This is a genomic window from Trinickia sp. (assembly GCF_051953405.1).
Lineage (GTDB): Bacteria > Pseudomonadota > Gammaproteobacteria > Burkholderiales > Burkholderiaceae > Trinickia.
This window is the reverse complement of the sequence record NZ_JBQCIV010000012.1, coordinates 1-17179: the sequence shown is the minus strand read 5'-3', so window position 1 is coordinate 17179 and position 17179 is coordinate 1. Positions and strand designations below refer to the sequence as shown.

16 protein-coding genes are annotated in these 17179 nt (G+C 65.0%); 11 read left to right on the top strand and 5 right to left on the bottom strand.

Annotated elements, in window-relative coordinates:
* Positions 1-22 precede the first annotated feature (22 nt).
* Entirely contained in the window at positions 23-910 is an 888-nt protein-coding gene (locus ACTHN9_RS02370; protein ID WP_440535144.1) for a hypothetical protein, read from the top strand.
* Between the two features lie 10 nt (positions 911-920).
* Here ACTHN9_RS02370 and ACTHN9_RS02365 read toward each other — a convergent pair whose 3' ends face one another.
* Entirely contained in the window at positions 921-1829 is a 909-nt protein-coding gene (locus tag ACTHN9_RS02365; protein ID WP_440535260.1) for a hypothetical protein, read from the bottom strand.
* Between the two features lie 329 nt (positions 1830-2158).
* A complete protein-coding gene (locus ACTHN9_RS02360) occupies positions 2159-3064 on the bottom strand; it encodes a dihydrodipicolinate synthase family protein (protein ID WP_440535143.1) in 906 nt (301 codons plus the stop codon).
* Between the two features lie 203 nt (positions 3065-3267).
* Between ACTHN9_RS02360 and ACTHN9_RS02355 the strand changes: the two genes are divergently transcribed.
* The 6 genes from ACTHN9_RS02355 (at position 3268) to ACTHN9_RS02330 (ending at position 9518) form a co-directional block, all read left to right on the top strand.
* On the top strand, positions 3268-4254 hold the full coding sequence (locus ACTHN9_RS02355) for a 4-hydroxyproline epimerase (RefSeq protein ID WP_440535142.1): 987 nt from the start codon (positions 3268-3270) through the stop codon (positions 4252-4254).
* The gene (locus tag ACTHN9_RS02350) at positions 4251-5381 is read left to right on the top strand and encodes an NAD(P)/FAD-dependent oxidoreductase (RefSeq protein WP_440535141.1); all 1131 of its coding nucleotides are present in this window, start codon (positions 4251-4253) and stop codon (positions 5379-5381) included. Before ACTHN9_RS02355 ends, ACTHN9_RS02350 begins: the two co-directional genes overlap by 4 nt.
* Positions 5371-5655: a 2Fe-2S iron-sulfur cluster-binding protein gene (locus tag ACTHN9_RS02345; protein ID WP_440535140.1), complete on the top strand. Its 285-nt coding sequence runs from the start codon at positions 5371-5373 to the stop codon at positions 5653-5655. Before ACTHN9_RS02350 ends, ACTHN9_RS02345 begins: the two co-directional genes overlap by 11 nt.
* The gene (locus ACTHN9_RS02340) at positions 5652-6932 is read left to right on the top strand and encodes an FAD-dependent oxidoreductase (protein ID WP_440535139.1); all 1281 of its coding nucleotides are present in this window, start codon (positions 5652-5654) and stop codon (positions 6930-6932) included. Before ACTHN9_RS02345 ends, ACTHN9_RS02340 begins: the two co-directional genes overlap by 4 nt.
* Positions 6933-6989: 57 nt before the next feature.
* A complete protein-coding gene (locus ACTHN9_RS02335; protein WP_440535138.1) occupies positions 6990-7760 on the top strand; it encodes a helix-turn-helix domain-containing protein in 771 nt (256 codons plus the stop codon).
* A gap of 291 nt (positions 7761-8051) precedes the next feature.
* Complete coding sequence (locus ACTHN9_RS02330) at positions 8052-9518, top strand: hypothetical protein (RefSeq protein ID WP_440535137.1); 1467 nt, start codon at positions 8052-8054, stop codon at positions 9516-9518.
* A 28-nt stretch (positions 9519-9546) separates the two neighbouring features.
* Here the strand turns inward: ACTHN9_RS02330 and ACTHN9_RS02325 are convergent, their stop codons facing one another.
* Together ACTHN9_RS02325 and bla are read right to left on the bottom strand one after the other, a co-directional pair.
* Positions 9547-10839 carry an NAD(P)/FAD-dependent oxidoreductase gene (locus ACTHN9_RS02325; RefSeq protein ID WP_440535136.1) on the bottom strand — a complete coding sequence of 431 codons (1293 nt, stop codon included), beginning with the start codon at positions 10837-10839 and terminating at the stop codon, positions 9547-9549.
* A 109-nt stretch (positions 10840-10948) separates the two neighbouring features.
* The gene (gene bla / locus ACTHN9_RS02320; RefSeq protein WP_440535135.1) at positions 10949-11869 is read right to left on the bottom strand and encodes a class A beta-lactamase; all 921 of its coding nucleotides are present in this window, start codon (positions 11867-11869) and stop codon (positions 10949-10951) included.
* A 105-nt stretch (positions 11870-11974) separates the two neighbouring features.
* Between bla and gcvA the strand changes: the two genes are divergently transcribed.
* A complete protein-coding gene (gcvA, locus tag ACTHN9_RS02315) occupies positions 11975-12841 on the top strand; it encodes a transcriptional regulator GcvA (RefSeq protein WP_440535134.1) in 867 nt (288 codons plus the stop codon).
* Between the two features lie 13 nt (positions 12842-12854).
* Here the strand turns inward: gcvA and ACTHN9_RS02310 are convergent, their stop codons facing one another.
* The gene (locus ACTHN9_RS02310) at positions 12855-13769 is read right to left on the bottom strand and encodes a LysR substrate-binding domain-containing protein (protein WP_440535133.1); all 915 of its coding nucleotides are present in this window, start codon (positions 13767-13769) and stop codon (positions 12855-12857) included.
* Between the two features lie 273 nt (positions 13770-14042).
* Between ACTHN9_RS02310 and ACTHN9_RS02305 the strand changes: the two genes are divergently transcribed.
* From ACTHN9_RS02305 to ACTHN9_RS02295, 3 genes are all read left to right on the top strand, one after another.
* The gene (locus tag ACTHN9_RS02305; RefSeq protein ID WP_440535259.1) at positions 14043-14990 is read left to right on the top strand and encodes a DUF1338 domain-containing protein; all 948 of its coding nucleotides are present in this window, start codon (positions 14043-14045) and stop codon (positions 14988-14990) included.
* A gap of 77 nt (positions 14991-15067) precedes the next feature.
* Positions 15068-16309: a PLP-dependent aminotransferase family protein gene (locus ACTHN9_RS02300; RefSeq protein ID WP_440535132.1), complete on the top strand. Its 1242-nt coding sequence runs from the start codon at positions 15068-15070 to the stop codon at positions 16307-16309.
* Positions 16310-16447: 138 nt separating this feature from the next.
* Positions 16448-17179: aldehyde dehydrogenase family protein (locus ACTHN9_RS02295; RefSeq protein ID WP_440535131.1), on the top strand; the 732-nt coding region annotated here is incomplete at its 3' end.

Genomic DNA, 17179 nt, shown 5'->3' with positions numbered 1-17179 from the left:
GTGCCGGGTATCGGAGGCGGTTATGTGGCAAGGCATGAGCCGGCGTTGCGCGATTCGAGTGGCGGTGCTGAGCGTGAGTTGTGCCGTCACCGCGTTGACCGCTGCGTGCGCGGATATGCCCAACGATAGCCACGCGCAGGGCGTCGTCTGGCAGGTCGACAATGCCACGGCCAACCCGGTAGGCGAATGGCAACTGCTTGGTGTGCGGGCGTTACTGGTGCAATGGACGGTGGTCGACGACACGGCATTCGTGCCCGACGCCGGCTTGCCTACGGCGGCGAATATGCCGGACTGGGCCCGCATCGGCCGGGAGCCTTGGGCGCGCGATGTGATTCTTGGGCTGGCGGGCGATGCCGACGAAAGGCGCGCACGCGCCGATATCGACAAACTGGTTAGCGAGTCGCTGAGCGTGGCGCGTATCGCGTTGCCGTTGCACGTGACCGGCTACTACTTTCCCGTCGAAGTGGATCCCACCTGGGCCGATGCGCCGAAGCTCGCTTCACTGTTGCGAACGTTGCCGCGGCCTTTATGGATTTCGGTGTACGACCGCTCGAACATCGGCGGCACGGCTTTGGCCGATTGGCTCGCATCGTGGCTGCCGCCCGATATCGGTGTGTTCTTTCAAGACGGTTGCGGGGTCTACGCGCGGGGACCATCGATTGCGCGCGACTATCTCGATGCGCTGTCGGCCCGGTTGGGCGGCGACCGCGTGCGCGTCATCGCCGAGGCGTTTCGCCCGAGCGAGCACGGCGGCTTTCGTGCGGCGAGCGCCGACGAGTTGCGGGCGCAACTCGCGGCGTATCGCGGCTATTCGACCTACCTGTTCGACGGGCCGCATTACGTGTCGAACGACTTGGCCAGAACCTTGGCGCCCCGCGCCGCGGCGCGGCACGGGACGAGCCCTCGATGAAGGCGACGCATCACTGGGGGGCTTTCAGCGGAAGAATGGTATTGCGAAGCAGTTGGAAGTACTGGCTCGTCGAATAGGGCAGCATTTGCTCGACGTAATTCCACCAGAAGAAGCCGCCGATGAACTTCGGATCGTTCAGCGTATCGACCATCGGGTAGTACGTCTTGATCAGGTTGGACTGAACCGACCAGGGCGCCGATGTGCTCGACGTGCCGATTTCGCCGAAGCCGACCTTGGCGTTGGGGAACAGCGATTCCAGCGCGGCGAAGTCGTTCTTCCACGACGGAGCCAGATCCGGGCAATCCTGATACGGGTAGTAGCTGAACAGCGCATAGTCGGCGCCGTTACGCACCGTCGACGACAAGAACTGGGTCGGCCACGTGCGCCAGTTGTCCATCGGCAGTTCCCAGCAATTGTTGCCGGAGGGATCCTGGTTGTAGTACATCGTTACGGCCACCTTGCCGCCGGCGCTCTTCACGACGTTGTAGGCCGATTGAACCATCTGACCGATTTGTTGCTCTTCGGTCGTGGCCGTCGACGTCGGGCCGGTCGGATCGTTGCGCAACCATTCGCCGTTGATCTCGTTCGCGATTTCCCACACGTCGACATTCGAGCCGAGCGTCGAGACGAGTTCTTGCGCGCGGGCCGTGTAGGTCGACAGATCCGTCGGGAAATAATACGAATCGTACATTTCGCCCATCACGTAGGCGTACTGATGGAGCTTGACGATGTAGGGGTAGTAGTCGGCCGCCGACGTACCCGGATCGAACACGACGCGCACGGTCGGGCGGTAGGGAAGATTTTGCAAGGACGCGATGATCGCGTTGAACTTGGTCAGATCGTCGAGCGTCACGCCGTAAATGGGGGCTTTCGGCGTTTCGACCTGCGCGTGCGCGGATTGTGCGAGCGGCAGGAACATGGCGCAACCGATGAGCGCGGAACCGGCTAGTTTTGAGAGGAATTTAAATCGTCTGAACGTCACGTTTCTTCCTTGGGTTGGGTGGAGGAAGCGCGATGTTACATGGAAATAAATGCTAATTATCGGACGATAGAGGGTAATTCGTGTGAAGAAGAGTGTGATGGTTTTGTTGTGCGCGCAACCGTTTGCGCGTCGAATCGGGCCGTGAAGACGGCGTTTTAAAACGAGACTTTGGCGTTTCGAGCGGACCCGAAAGGCGTAAAGAAGGAAGCGGCCTTAATAGCCGCTTCAGCAGAATGGATTTTAAAACTACGGTTTAAGGCGACGGTTTAGAGGGTCGGCAATGAAGGCCGCGATTCAATAGTATTCCTAATCAACCGCTCCACCGCCTCGCGTTCTTCGCCGACGAGCGGCAGCCGCGGCGGACGAACGGGTTCGGTGCCCAAGCCGACGATCGCTTCGGCGAGCTTGATGTTCTGCACGAGCTTGGGCGAGACATCGAGCGCGAGCAGCGGTGCGAACCAGCGATAGATCGTGCGTGCTTCCTCGATTCGCCCTGCCTGCAGTAGTCGATAAATCGCGACGGTTTCGTGCGGAAACGCACAGACGAGCCCGGCGACCCAGCCGTGCGCGCCCATGAGGATTGCTTCCATCGCGAGGTTGTCGACCCCGCAGAAGATCGCGTAACGGTCTCCCGTCGCATTGATCAAATCGGTCACGCGCCGAACGTCGCCGCACGATTCCTTGATCGCGACGATCTTCGGTTCGTCGGCGATTTCCTTGAACATGTCGGGCGTCATATCGACGCCGTAAGCCAGCGGATTGTTGTACACCATGATCGGCAATGCGCTTGCGTTTGCGACCATACGGAAGTGGTTGATCGTCTCGCGCCGATCGGACAGGTAACGCAGGCCGGGCAACACCATGTAGCCGCTAGCGCCGTGTTTCGCACCGCGCTCCGCTTGGCGGCATCCTTCGAGCGTGCTGTCTTCGGCGATCGTCAACAGCACGGGCACGCGGCCGCGCGACGCATCGACGGCGATATCGAGCACGTCGAGTTTTTCATCGAGCGAGAGCGTGGACGCTTCGCCGAGCGAGCCGCAGACGATGATGCCGTCCACGCCGGCATCGATTTGCGCTTCTATGTTCTTCTTGGTCCACGCGCGGTCTATGCTGAAATCTTCGTGAAACTTGGTCGTGACGGCGGGCATGACGCCTTGCCAAACTGGTGCCATTTGCTTTCTCCGGAAGCGGTCGATGAGATCAATGCGAGGGCAGTTTAGGCTGGCGACACCCGTGGCGTCTTGCGCCGTTCGCGCATGCGCGATGACGATTTCGGCATAATCGGCGCGCGCGGCCGGGGTGGCGCGGGAGTATGCCGAAATCGGCATGCGCCGCGCGCACCGGCGCCAAGACGCGACGGCCGCGCCTGCCTACCATGACCCCCATGAAAACCCTCCACTTCATCGATTCCCATACAGGCGGAGAACCGACGCGGCTCGTGATCGCGGGCGGCCCCGACCTCGGGCGCGGCCCGCTCGCCGAGCGGCTCGAAATCTTGCGGACGCGGCACGACGATTGGCGTGCGAGCGTGGTAACGGAGCCGCGCGGATCGGACGTCGTCGTCGGCGCGCTGCTGTGCGAACCGTTCGATTCGAGCTGTGCCGCGGGCGTCATTTTCTTCAACAACGTCGGCTATCTCGGGATGTGCGGGCACGGCACGATCGGCCTCGTCGCTTCGCTCGCGTACATGGGACAGCTCGCTCCCGGGCGTCATCGCATCGAGACGCCGGTCGGTATCGTCGAAGCGACGCTGAACGACGATCGCAGCGTATCGGTGCGCAACGTACCCGCTTATCGTTACCGGCACGAGGTATCGGTCGACGTGCCCGGTGTGGGGCAACTCACAGGCGACATCGCATGGGGCGGCAATTGGTTCTTTCTCGTCGCCGACCATGGACGCATGCTCGAACCGTCGCGCATCGCCGAATTGACGGCGTTCACGCACGAGATTCGAGAGGCCCTGATCGCACAAGGGATCACAGGTGCCGACGGCGCGTTGATCGATCACATCGAACTGTTCGCAGCGAGCGGCGCGGCCGGCATCGATAGCCGCAACTTCGTGCTGTGCCCCGGCGATGCGTACGATCGCTCGCCGTGCGGCACCGGTACGAGTGCGAAGCTCGCGTGTCTCGCCGCCGATGGCAAACTCGCGGCCGGTGCCGCGTGGCACCAAGAGAGCATCGTCGGCAGCGTATTCGAGGGGCAATATGCACCGCTCGATTCGACGCAAGGCCTGCCGCCCGGCGCGCGCGCGATCGTTCCGACGATCACGGGCCGCGCGTACGTGATGGCCGAAGGCAAGCTCCTGTTCGATGCGGACGATCCGTTCGCCCTGGGCATACCCAGCACGCGTCCGGCATGAGCGTCGATGCCGTCGTCGTCGGTGCCGGTATCGTCGGTGCGGCCTGCGCCGCCGAACTCGCGGCGCAAGGCATGACCGTCGAAGTGATCGATGCGTCGGGTATCGGCGGCGGCGCGACGGCGGCCGGGATGGGCCACATCGTCGTGATGAACGAAACGCCTGCCGAACTCGCGTTGAGCCGCTATTCGCGCGAGCTTTGGCTGGCGCTCGGGCCGTCGTTGCGCGCAGCCGACGCCTTTTCGCGGTGCGGCACGTTGTGGGTGGCGGCCGATGCCGAGGAATGGGACGCGGCGCGCGACTTGCAGCGCGCGTTCGCCACTCAGGACGTCGAAGCCGAACTGCTGGATTCGGCAACGCTGCGCGAGTGCGAGCCGGCGTTGGCCGCACCGATGGCCGGGGGGCTGCTCGTGCCGGACGATTCGATCGTCTATGCGCCACGTGCCGCGCAGTGGCTACTCGAGCATTCGTTAGGAGCCCGAAACATACGCGTTCGATTGGGGGCGGAGGCGACGGCGCTCGAGCGCGGCGCGATCCGGCTGGCGAGCGGCGAGACGATCGCCTGCGGATCGATCGTCGTCGCGAACGGCCTCAGTGCGCAACGGCTCATACCCGCATTGCCGATCGCGCCGAAGAAGGGGCATCTGTTGATCACCGATCGTTACCCCGGCTATCTCCATCATCAAGTGCTGGAACTCGGCTATATCAAGAGCGCACACCAGACGCACGGCGCCTCGGTCGCGTTCAACGCGCAGCCTCGTCCGACGGGGCAGGTGTTGCTCGGCTCGTCGCGTCAGTTCGATACGCTCGATCCCGCGACCGAGTGGTCCGTGTTGGCGCGCATGTTGGCGCGTGCGGCGCGCTATCTGCCGGCACTGCCTTCGATGAATGCCATTCGAGCATGGACGGGCTTTCGCGCGGCGACGCCCGATGGTTTGCCCCTCATCGGCCCGGCCGGCGATGGCTTACCGGACGTATGGGTGGCGGCGGGGCACGAAGGGCTCGGCGTCACGACTTCGCTTGCGACGGCGAAAGTATTGAGTGCGCACATGTTCGGTACGGCAGCGGCGATCGATATGGCGCCCTACCGTGTCGACCGATTTGCGACGGAGGCACACCATGAAGCATGACGCGGCGGATCGCGAAAGCGCGCGCGTGACCGTCACGATCGACGGTATCCCACTCGACGTGCCGGCCTACACGACGGCGGCGGCCGCGGTCGTGCGCCGGTACGGCGTTCGCGGTACGCGCCTTTCGGTGAGTGGGCAACCGCGCGCAGCGCTTTGCGGCATGGGCGTATGTCAGGAGTGTCGAATGACCATCGACGAGGTCGCGCATGTCTTGGCGTGCCAAACGATCTGTCGCGACGGCATGACGATTCGTACGGAAGGCTCGCCCGCATGAAAGCGACGTTCGATTTGGTCATCGTCGGGGCAGGGCCGGCGGGTTTGGCCGCTGCGCGAGCCGCGGCGGGGGCCGGTGGCGGTCTAACGATCGCCGTGGTCGACGACAATCCGCGCGCGGGCGGCCAGGTATGGCGTCAGGGGCCGGGTGCCGCACAACCCGATGCGCTGCGCGAGGCGTTGGCCGGGCTCGATGCGAAACCGAACGTGACGCTCTTTAGCGGCGCCAAGGTATCGGCGCTGGCCGAGGCGAACGCATTGTCGGTCGAATCGGCCGAACACGGCGGAATAACGCTTTCGTTCGGACAACTGATCATCGCAGCGGGTGCGCGCGAGCGGTTGTTGCCGTTCGATGGATGGACGTTGCCCGGCGTGACGGGCGCAGGTGGACTGCAGGCGCTGATCAAAGGCGGCGTGCCGGTTCGCGGCGAGCGCATCGTGGTGGCTGGAAGCGGCCCCTTGCTCATCGCCGCGTTGGCCACGGCGCGTGCGGCCGGCGCGCGCGTGCTCGCGATTGTCGAGCAGGCGCCGCGGCGGGCCATTCTGTCGTTCGGGCTGTCGCTCGGCGTCACACCGTCGAAACTCTGGCAGGCGCTTCGATTGACGCGCGGATTTGCGGGTACGTCGTATTGGCTCGACAGCATCGTCGTACGAGCGCTGGGAGACGAACGTGTCGAAGCGGCAGTCGTGCGCCGTGGCGGGCGCGAAGTCACGCTCGAATGCGATCGTATCGCCTGTGGATATGGGCTCGTGCCCAACGTCGCGCTCGCACAAACGATGGGATGCAGGGTTGCGCGCGGCGCAATCGAAGTCGACGAGCGGCAGCGTACATCGGTGCCCGGTGTGTGGGCCGCCGGCGAATGCACGGGCATCGGAGGGATGGAACTTGCTCGGGCGGAAGGCGAAATCGCCGGGCTCGCGGCCAGCGGTCAACCGGTGCCCGTTCGACTCGTCCACGAGCGGGCGCGTTGGCGGCGCTTCGCCGCGCGTGTGGCCCGCTCGTTCGAGTTGAGCGCCTCGGCGCGCGCATGGCCTAGTGCCGAGACGATCCTATGCCGATGCGAGGACGTGCCGTTCGGCGACGTGTCGCCGCATGCCACTTGGCGCGATGCCAAGCTCCATACGCGGTGCGGGATGGGCCCGTGTCAGGGACGTCTGTGCGGTGCGGCGGCGCAGACGTATTTCGGCTGGGATGCGGCCACGCCGAGACCGCCGCTTGCGCCGACACGCATCGGCGCGTTGCTTTGCACGCAAGCGCAGGACAACGCTCCCCTATAATCGAGGCGCTTTGCGCGGCGCATAGTCCAGCCGCGCCACTTTTCGCGCCTCGCGACGATGCTACCGACGATCTCCTTGCCGATCATGCCTGCCGCCGAAACGCTAGCCGATATGCTGCCGTACTATGCGCAGCTCGAACCGGTGCTCGATGCGCTGCCCGACCTGGTCTTCTTCGTCAAGGATCGCGACGCACGCTACGCGCTCGTCAATCGCACGTTGGCAACGCGCTGCGGGTGCAAAGACAAGCGCGGGATCGTCGGCAAGACGACCGAAGAGGTATTTCCCTCGCGCTTCGGCGCCGCCTACTTGGAGCAGGACCAATCGATTATCAACGGCGGCGCGGCGATGATCGATCAGCTCGAATTGCATCTCTATCCCGGGCGTCAGCCGGGCTGGTGCTTGACCTCGAAGGTGCCGCTCTTCAACGCGGCGGGACAGGTGGTCGGCATCGCGGGCGCATCGCGCGATCTGAAAGCGAACGAACGCACGCACCCGGCTTATTCGAAATTGGCCGAGGTCGTTCAGTACATTCAGGAAAATTACGTGCAGCCGCTGAATTTGACGCATCTTGCGTCGATGGCCGGCATGTCCGTTGCCCAGCTGGAACGATATTTTCATAAGGTCTTTCATTTGACGCCACGCCAAGTGTTGCTGAAGACACGGCTCGATGCGGCCACCGCGCTACTTGCATCGGACGACAAGGTGACCGACGTCGCGGCGCTTTGCGGGTATACGGATCACAGCGCGTTTACACGCCAATTCAAGGCGACGGTGGGCGTTACGCCTAGCGAATACCGCATGTTGCTGCACGGCGCCTTGTCTCGGTAAGGCTGTGCATGGCATGAAAGCCTACGTTCGCGCGGCGTGCGAGGTTAAATAGCGTCGAAACCGAATGGCACTCAGGCACGAACTTCTGGCGGATTTGGCTGGCGCGTAAACGCGACTGCGGCTTGACGCTCGGGAGCCGCTGCACGATAGTGGGCCACTGGTTCGATTCGACTAACGATGTCATGCTCATGCTTTCCCATCGAATCGAGCGGTTAATCGCGCTCGCACGCACGAGCGCTCACTCGAAGCGAGGCGCAACATCTGCCTCGTCCGTACGTTAGGAGTACGGACATGCGCGATCAAACCGCTCGCGAGCCGAAATTTCCGGCGGCTTGCGCCCGCTGTGGCGGCCGGATTTCGGAACCCGTTACTTTCTGTCCGCACTGCGGCGCGCACGCGCGCTTCGCACTGGCCGGCGATGCGCCGCATGCCAGCGAGCCTGCTCGTGCCGACCAAGCCGCGCATGCCAGCCAAGCTGGGCATGCCAGCCAAGCTGGGCATGCCGGTCGCGCGCGGCAGGAGCCGCACGGCGCGGCGGCATTCACGCGGCCCGCACCCACAGTACCGCCCTACGATTTCGAAGGCGATCTGGATCCGCCTTGGCCCGGGCCGCCCACGCCGCTATTCGCTTCGCCCGACGGCGATCCCTACGGCCAAGTGCACGCGCCGGGCTTGCGCGGCGAGCGGCAATGGGGCTTGAAATGGGGAACGGCGCTGGTCGTCGGGGCGTTCGTCGTGCTTTACGGCGGCGCGGTAGCGGTGCATCGGTACGACGGGGTCTTGCCCTTACCGCAATCGTCTTCGTCGAAATCCGCGGAAGGGGCGATCGCGTCGAATGGCAGCGGTTCGAACTTCGCTGCTCCGTCGAGCGGAAATGCCACATCTAGTAGCAATAGCAACGGGTCGAGCAACAATGCGCCGCCGCCACCTGCTCCGGTTGCGGAGAATGCGGCGCCTGCGGCCGATGCGAACCGCCAGCGCGCGCAACCGACCGGTTCGCCTTCGCTGAGCATGCCGTCGAATACGTCGCCATCGAATGGGACGACTTCGTATGGCTCGGCGGCAAACGACGCGGCGGGCAACAGTGCGCCGCCGACGCCGCCGACGCCGCAGAAGACAGACGAATCGCGGTCGTCCGATACGTCCGTCGCTCAAGTGCCGCCGGCAGCAGCCACTGTGCAAGCGCCGCCGGGTGCGGCGCCCACGCAGGCGCAACCTCAAGCGTCTCCGAGCACCGCGCAGGCGCAGACGCCTCGTGCCACCGCTCCCACGCGAAGCCGTGCGCAGTCGGCCGAAGCGCGCAGCAGCATCAACGCCGCGGTGGTGGCCAACGCCGCGGAGCGGCAATCGCGCCGTTCGCAGTCCGAGGCCCGCGAGCCGGCGCAGTTTGGCCGTGCGGCCGCCGCCCGCGCTGTAGAGAACGCGCAAGCGCAGCTCGCGAAAAGCGATCTCAGAGGCGCGCGTGGATCGCTCGCCCGGGCGTTGGCGGCCGACCCGAACAACGGCGAGGCGCTTTCCTTGCGCGATCAATTGCTCGCACGCGAACAGGAGCGCGATGCGTCGTTGAGCGCGGCGCACGCGTGCGTCGTTCAATCGCGCTGGAATTGCGTGTGGCACAACGCCGGCAAGGCCCTGGCGGTCGATGCGAGCAGCACCGAGGCGAAGGCGCTCGTGGATCGCGCGATCGTCGAATCGGGTGCCGCGACGACACCCGCAGGGCCGGGGCCCGACAACGTCCAAGTGCCGATGGTTCAGTAGCGCGCGGCCGAGCGTGGCTGCGCCGCGCTTACCGGCGCAGGCGTTCGGCCAGTGCGTCCTGGGCGATCTTCGTCAGATAGGTGAGTTCGGCTGCCGCGAGCCCCAGCACGCCGTGCGTGGGTTCGAGGCCGAAGCGAGCGAACGGGGCGGGGATCGGCCGTCCTTCGCCGATCGCCGCCGCGAGCAGCTCGCCCGCGGCTGTCGTCGGCGTCACGCCGTGTCCGCCGAAGCCGACGGCATGCCACACGCCATCGCCGCATTGACCGATCTGCGGCATCTTATGGCGCGCGTAGCTCATGAGACCGCCCCAAGCATAATCGAGGCGAATGCCCTTCAGTTGCGGATAGACGCGCAGCAGGTCGCGCATCAAGCGTGTCGCGATTGCCCGCGGGTTGCGCTCGAAGATCGAAATACGTCCGCCCCAAAGAATGCGCGTGTCTCGCAACGCCCGGTAATAGTCGAACGAGAACCGCGTGTCGTAGACGGCCGAGCCGCAATCGATGGCATCCGCCAGGCGCGGACCGAGCGGTTCGGTGGCGACGACATACGTAGCGATCGGTAACACGGCGCGCTCCACCGGACGATAAACGCCGCGTGCATAGCCTCCGCCCACCATCACCACGTGGCGCGCTTCGATCGATCCATTCGTCGTGCTAACTAAATACCGATCGTGTTCGCGCTCGCGTGCGATCGCGAGCGCCGCGCTCCGCTCGTAAATGCGCACGCCGGCGTCCGTCAACGCCTTCGCAATTCCCAATGCATATTTGAGCGGATGGAAATGGAAGCCGTTTCGCTCGAGCAGTCCGCCGTGATACCGGTCCGTTTTCAGGCGTTCGCTTAGGGCGCTTTTCGAGATCGGCTCCCAATCGACGCCGAACGAGGTGCGCATCAGTTCACGTTGCGCGGCGAGGCGCTCCGGTTGGCCGAACCAATCGGCGAGAATCACGCCTGCGTCGACGACATCGCACTCGATCGCATGGCGAGCGATGCGCGCGCGGATCAATTCGAGCGCATCGAGCGTCAGCCGATAAAGCGCGCGCGCGTCCGTCGGCCCCAATACGCGCAGCATGTCCGCGCATTCGAGGCTGTAGCCGCCGAACACGAAGCCGCCGTTGCGACCGGAGGCGCCGAAGCCCACGCGCTGCGCTTCGAGGATGACGATGTCGCGCATGCCGCGTTCCACGAGTCCCAGCGCCGTGGCCAGCCCTGCAAAGCCGCCGCCGACGATGCAGACCGAGGCTTGCTCGCGCGCAGTGCACAGCGAGGGGCGCGCGGGGCGTTCGACGGTGGCTTCGTAGAAGCTCGATGCTGCTGTTTGCATGGCAAGGCCCTCGTTTAAAGTCATTCGATGCGCCGTCTCGCGACGCGTTGATTGTTATCGTCGCGCGAGTCCTGCGATTCGCGCGGCCCCCGCCTGTCCGCTCGCATCGTTATGCCAGGTGCCGTGAGACGGTCCGGGCGACCTCGGCAATCGCGGCCTCCCGAGCGCGATCCGTCGCATCGGTCTCGGTCAAGTACACCGTCACGAGGATCGGCGCGCGCTCTTCCGGCCAAAGCACCCCGATGTCGTTGGTCGCGCCGCGCTCGCCCGTGCCGGTCTTGTCGGCGACGCGCCACCCGTTGGGGACGCCGGCGCGAAGGCGCGCGTCGCCGGTGCGGTTGCCGACGCCCCACGCCAAGAGCCGCGCGCGCGACGCCGGCGATAGCGCATCGCCGAGCAAGACCTTATGCATGCTGCCGAGCATCGCGAGGGGTGTCGTGGTGTCCCGCAAGTCGCCGGGGATAGCCGTATTCAACGACGGTTCGGTCCGGTCCAAGCGCGTGACAGTATCGCCCAATCGCCTCATGAACGCGGTGACCCCCGCGGGGCCGCCGATCGTCTCCAGCAGCAGATTCGCCGCCGTGTTGTCGCTCAACGTGACGGACGCGCTGCACAGTTCGGCGATGCTCATTCCGGGCTCGCCGACGTGGCGCATCGTGACCGGTGCATAGTGTTCGAGCCGATCCGGGCCGAAGACGATGCGACGTTCGAGGTTTTCCTCGCGGCGATCGACGCGCGCCAAAATGGCGGCGGCCAGCATGAGCTTGAACGTGCTGCACATGGCGAAACGTTCGTCGGCGCGATAGCCGGCCTTAAGGCCCGTCTCCAAATCGTGAATCGCCACGCCCAGTCGTCCGTCGACGCCGCGCTCGATCGAAGCCAGTTCCGCTCGGATCGCGCCCGCCCGAGCATCGAGCCGGGCCGGACGTTTCGGCGAGTCGCTTCGGCCGCGGACCTCGGCCAACACGGGAGTCGATAGGCCAGCTATGATCCCGCCGAGTGCGGTCCCGATGAATCGTCTTCTTTGCATCTTGTTGGCTCCGTGGAAAGAGGCATGAATATCGCGTTTTCCGCCTCTCGGGACAATCGACGATAATTTTTCAGACGCAATACTATTTCTTATAGGTCCACGAGGATGGCCAGACATCTGCCGCTCAATGCGTTGCGCGCATTCGAATCGTCGGCGCGCCATTTGAGCTTCACGCGTGCGGCGCGCGAGCTGAACGTGACGCAGGCCGCCGTCAGTCAGCAGGTCCGGGTGCTCGAGGAACGGCTCGGCGCGCGGCTTTTCAAACGCCTGCCGCGCGGGCTCGGCATGACGGACGAGGGGCAGGCGTTACTGCCCGTTGTTTCCGATGCGTTCGGCCGGATCGATGCGGTGCTCAAGCAATTCGAAGGCGGGCATTTTCATGAGGTGCTGACCGTGGGCGTCGTCGGCACGTTTGCGGTCGGTTGGTTGATGCCGCGCTTGAGCCGGTTTCGTGCCACGCATCCGTTCGTGGAGTTGCGGCTGTTGACGCATAACAATCTCGTCGATTTCGCGGCGGAAGGCTTCGATTTCGCGATTCGCTTCGGCGACGGCAATTGGCCCGGCACGCAGGCCGCCGCCTTGCTCGAGGCGCCGCTGACGGCACTGTGCGCGCCCGATGTGGCCGAGCGGCTCGAGGCGCCGCGCGATCTCGCCGCCGAAACGCTGCTGCGTTCGTATCGCGCCGACGAATGGGCCTTATGGTTGGCGGCGGCGGGTTTGCCGGCCGGGGCGGTTCGCGGGCCCGTATTCGATTCGTCGCGGCTCATGGTGGAGGCGGCCATGCTGGGCGCGGGCGTGGCGTTGGCGCCGGCCCGCATGTTCGAGCGCGAACTGCAATCGGGACGGCTCGTGCGCCCGTTCGACATCGAGGTGCAAACGGGCAGCTACTGGCTCACGTGGCTCAAGTCCAAGCGGATGCCCCCCGCCATGCAAGCGTTTCGCGACTGGATCGTCGAGCAAGCCGCCGCCTAGCATTTTGAATCCCTCACGCGGGCTCGCCGGCGTGCACCTGCGGCACGAGCGACATGAGCCATTGCGAGAGCGCCACGAACGGCTCGTCGTTCGCGACCGCATCGGGGGCGACCAAATAGTAGCCCGCATCGCTGGCAAGCGGCATGTCGAGCGCCACGGCGAGCCGTCCCGATGCGAGTTCGTCGGCGATCAAGATCTCGGGCACCAGCGCAACGCCCATCCCCGCCAGCGCCGCGCTCGAGAGCATGGTGAACAGTTCGTACCGTGGCCCGCGTACCGCGCGAGCATCGTCGCCGAAGCCATGGGCGCGGAACCAGTCGCGCCAAGCATCGGGCCGCGTGGACAAATGCAGCAGCGGCATATCGACTAAGCGCTCGCGCGTGAGCGGCGCGCAATCGGCCGTGAGCGCGGGGCTGCACACCGGCACGGCCCGTCCCTCCCTGAACAGCAGCGCGCCCTGGGTGCCGGGCCAAACCGTGCGGCCAAAATAAATCGCGGCATCGAACGGCGAATCGCTGAACAAGAAGGGCTCCGTGCGAATCGAGAGATTGATCGTGATGTCGGGCCGCAGCGCGCGAAATTGCGGCAGGCGCGGAATCAACCATTGACTCGCGAAGGTCGGTACGACGGCGAGTTCGAGCACGCGACCGATGCCGCGCTGGGCCATGAGTTCGAGCGTATCGCGCTCGATGCGCTCGAGACTCTTGCGAATTTGCGCGGCGTAGTGGCGTCCGTGCGGCGTCAGCACGACCCGCTTCTTGATGCGCAGGAACAAGGCGACACCGAGCCGATTCTCGAGCGAGGCGACTTGCCGGCAAACGGCGCTTTGCGTGAGCGCGAGTTCGTCGGCTGCGCGCGTGAAGCTCTCGTGCCGCGCCGCCGCTTCGAATACTTGCAGCGCGGCAAGATTGGGGATGCCTTTTCTCATCGTGACGTCGCGCTCGCGCAAGGGCAGCTTAGGCGAGAGTTGGTGCGTTTTTGGAATGAAGTCGTGAGTTTAAATCAATTGTGACGCGCTGGCTCGGCGGCGACAATGCGTACCGATCGACGGGGTGCCAAACCGGGTAGGACATCTACCCCTACGCGCACTAGCGACGTGCCGCGCCAAACGTAAACGAGGAACGATGCGATGAACAGCAATCTCGACGCCATGCTGAACGCCGCCTGCGGCGCGAGCGCTGCCGAGCAGTTGGTGAAATTGATGAATATTCCACCTTCGATGGCACGCAGCGAGGCAGGGATCGTGACGCGCGCCGAATTGGCGCAGGCGCTCAACATGGCGCTGTTCGCCGATTTGCTCGAACGCGTGCCGACGGGCCGCGCCTATACCGAGGACGTCGTGCGCGAGGGTGCTCGCGTGCAGTTCGACCACGGCGCGCTGCGCACGGTGCGTTGGGCGCACTGCGGCGCCTTGCCCCCGGGAGAAGCCGCGTTCACGCGCATCCTGAAGCCGCTTGGCTATCGCTTGAACGGTACGTATCCGCTCGACCGGATCAAGATGACGGGGCGCTCGTACGCGCACCTCAATGCGCCCGAGCACATCGCTCAATTCTTTGTCAGCGAGCTGCATCCCGAGCGCTTCTCGCACGCGTTTCGACAGGCGGTCACGAATGTCGTCGGATCGTCGGTGGATCCGCTGACGCCGCAAGCGGTCGCGTGGCTCGCGGAACTCGAGCGCGATGCGTCGTTGCCGCTCGCCGATGCCTGCACGTTGCTACCCATTCTCGTACGCTGCTTCGATCGGCAACACATCGAGCCGCGCTTGACCGATTACCAGACGCTGCTCGCCGAATCCGCCGAGATGGCGTGGATCGCCACGGAAGGCAACGCGTTCAACCATGCGACCGATCGCGTGTCCGACGTGTTTGCCGTGGCCGACACGCAGCGCGCTTTGGGTCGGCCGATCAAGGAACGGGTCGAGGTGTCGAAGTCGGGGCGGGTCAAGCAAACGGCGTTTCAAGCCGATCCGGTCGTGCGCGTGTTTCGCGCCGACGACGGCACGCAGGTACGCCGCGAGGTGCCGGGCTCGTTCTACGAGTTCATCACGCGCGACACCTATGCGGACGAGGCGAGCGGGCGCGTCGCGCTCGATTTGGGCTTCGATGCGGGCAACGCGACCGGCATCTTCAAAATGACCGCGGCGGCGTGATCGAAGACGACACGCCCGCCTGTCTCCCGCTGCCACTCCCTCAGCGCGATCGAAGCGATCGAACGGAAAGGAATGCGATGACGTCTTGTACTACGGTCCGCCCCGAGGGGCCGGAGGAAGCCTACGCGTTCGCGGCGCCGTTTCGCGCGCCGCAAGGCTCGCCGATCCGAGAATTGTTCAAGTACGTGGGCCGTCCCGGCATGATTTCGTTCGCGGGCGGCTATCCGTCGAAGGATTTGTTCGATCGCGAAGGCCTTGCGCGCGCGCTCGACGCGGCATACCGCAGCGACCCGATCGCCTGCCTGCAATATGGCGACACGGCCGGCTCGCCGCTGTTGCGCCGATCGCTGGCCCGGCTCATGGCGGCGCGAGAAGTGAATTGCAGCGCCGACGATATCGTCGTGACGACAGGCTCGCAGCAAGGGTTCGATTTGCTGTTGCGCACGCTGATCGCGCCCGGCGATACGGCGCTCATCGAAGAACCCGCTTATCCAGCCGCCATTCAAGCGCTGCGGCTGGCCGGCGCGAATATCGTCACGGTGCGCACCGATGGCGATGGGATCGACGTCGACGCGTTGGCGGCGCAACTCGATGCTTGGCCGCAGGCGTGCCGGCCTAAGCTGCTCTACACCGTCCCCACCTTCGCGAACCCGACCGGCGCGACGCTCCCGCGCGCAAGGCGCGAAGCGTTGGTACGCTTGGCGACGCAACACCGGATCGTATTGATCGAAGACGACCCGTACGGCGAACTACGCTTTGCCGGCACACCGGTGCCGCCGATCCTGGCACTGGCCGATGCTTGCCCGGGCGGGCGCGATTGGGTCGTGTATTTCGGCAGTCTGTCGAAGATCGTCGCACCGGGCTTGCGCATCGGCTGGGCCATCGCGCCGGCGCCGATCGCGCGCAGAATGATCGTCGCCAAGCAAACGAGCGATTTGTGCACGTCGCCGCTATCGCAAGAGACGGCCCGCCATTATCTCGACAGCGCAAGCCTCGAATCGCATCTGCGCTCGATCGTCGGTGCCTATCGTTCGCGTTGCGAGGCGATGCTCAAGGCGCTGACGCATTTCGCGCCGAACGAGGTGATCTGCTCGGCGCCCCAAGGCGGCATGTTCGTCTGGGCCCGGCTGACCGGCGGACGCGATGCCGCCGACGTGCTCAAACGCGCGATCGAGCGTAACGTGATGTTTGTTCCGGGTCATGCGTTCTACGTGCGGGAAGCCGATGCGAGCAGCTTGCGCCTATCGTTCGCGGCGCCGAACGAAGCGGAAGCTTTCGAAGGCGCGCGCCGGCTCGCGTCGGCGCTCTCGCAGACATAGCGCGGCCGAGGTGCCCGCGCTTGCGCATACCGCGCGAACGCGTTTCAATCGCTGGGCGACGGCGTTTCGCTCAACCCTTGCGACGAAACGCCTCAGACGAATTTTGACGAAGTAACTCGACACATTAAAGAGGACGTGATGGTAGTCAACGATATTCTCGCAGCGCTCAACGTCGATCTTTCCCCCTTGAAGGGCGATGCCCTGACGGCGCGTTCGCCGCGCGACGGCGCAACGCTCGCCACGCTGGCCGTCGATTCGGCCGCGAGCGCCGAGCGCAAGATCGATCGCGCCCACGCCGCCTTCTTGAAATGGCGCACCGTGCCGGCGCCGTTGCGCGGCGAACTCGTCCGCGTGTTCGGCAATGTATTGCGCGAGCACAAGGACGCGCTCGGCCGCCTCGTGACGCTCGAAGCGGGCAAGATCCGCTCGGAAGGGCTCGGCGAAGTGCAGGAAATGATCGACATTTGCGATTTCGCGGTCGGTCTGTCGCGCCAGCTTTACGGCCTGACGATCGCCTCCGAGCGCCCCGGGCACCGGATGATGGAAACGTGGCATCCGCTTGGCGTGTGCGGCGTGATCTCGGCTTTCAACTTTCCCGTGGCCGTCTGGGCATGGAACGCCGCGCTCGCTTTCGTTTGCGGCGATTCGGTGGTGTGGAAACCGTCGGAAAAAACGCCCCTCACGGCCATCGCCTGCCAGGCGCTGTTCGAGCAAGCCGTCCGCGAATTCGACCGAGCGCATCCGGGCGTTGCGCCCGAGGGCTTGGCGCAACTGATCGTCGGCGGCCGCGAGGTGGGCGAAGCGCTGACACATTCGCATAAAGTGCCGCTCGTCAGCGCGACGGGCAGCGTGCGGATGGGCATCGAAGTG

What these genes read in the sequence shown, in the direction of transcription:
- ACTHN9_RS02300 (WP_440535132.1), top strand. Translation starts at nt 15,068, where the DNA reads ATGACGTCTTGTACTACGGTCCGCCCCGAGGGGCCGGAGGAAGCCTAC.
- ACTHN9_RS02340 (WP_440535139.1), top strand. Translation starts at nt 5,652, where the DNA reads ATGAAAGCGACGTTCGATTTGGTCATCGTCGGGGCAGGGCCGGCGGGT.
- gcvA (WP_440535134.1), top strand. Translation starts at nt 11,975, where the DNA reads ATGGCCAGACATCTGCCGCTCAATGCGTTGCGCGCATTCGAATCGTCG.
- ACTHN9_RS02325 (WP_440535136.1), bottom strand. Translation starts at nt 10,839, where the DNA reads ATGCAAACAGCAGCATCGAGCTTCTACGAAGCCACCGTCGAACGCCCC.
- bla (WP_440535135.1), bottom strand. Translation starts at nt 11,869, where the DNA reads ATGCAAAGAAGACGATTCATCGGGACCGCACTCGGCGGGATCATAGCT.
- ACTHN9_RS02330 (WP_440535137.1), top strand. Translation starts at nt 8,052, where the DNA reads ATGCGCGATCAAACCGCTCGCGAGCCGAAATTTCCGGCGGCTTGCGCC.
- ACTHN9_RS02365 (WP_440535260.1), bottom strand. Translation starts at nt 1,829, where the DNA reads ATGTTCCTGCCGCTCGCACAATCCGCGCACGCGCAGGTCGAAACGCCG.
- ACTHN9_RS02335 (WP_440535138.1), top strand. Translation starts at nt 6,990, where the DNA reads ATGCTACCGACGATCTCCTTGCCGATCATGCCTGCCGCCGAAACGCTA.
- ACTHN9_RS02355 (WP_440535142.1), top strand. Translation starts at nt 3,268, where the DNA reads ATGACCCCCATGAAAACCCTCCACTTCATCGATTCCCATACAGGCGGA.
- ACTHN9_RS02305 (WP_440535259.1), top strand. Translation starts at nt 14,043, where the DNA reads ATGAATATTCCACCTTCGATGGCACGCAGCGAGGCAGGGATCGTGACG.
- ACTHN9_RS02310 (WP_440535133.1), bottom strand. Translation starts at nt 13,769, where the DNA reads ATGAGAAAAGGCATCCCCAATCTTGCCGCGCTGCAAGTATTCGAAGCG.
- ACTHN9_RS02350 (WP_440535141.1), top strand. Translation starts at nt 4,251, where the DNA reads ATGAGCGTCGATGCCGTCGTCGTCGGTGCCGGTATCGTCGGTGCGGCC.
- ACTHN9_RS02360 (WP_440535143.1), bottom strand. Translation starts at nt 3,064, where the DNA reads ATGGCACCAGTTTGGCAAGGCGTCATGCCCGCCGTCACGACCAAGTTT.
- ACTHN9_RS02345 (WP_440535140.1), top strand. Translation starts at nt 5,371, where the DNA reads ATGAAGCATGACGCGGCGGATCGCGAAAGCGCGCGCGTGACCGTCACG.
- ACTHN9_RS02370 (WP_440535144.1), top strand. Translation starts at nt 23, where the DNA reads ATGTGGCAAGGCATGAGCCGGCGTTGCGCGATTCGAGTGGCGGTGCTG.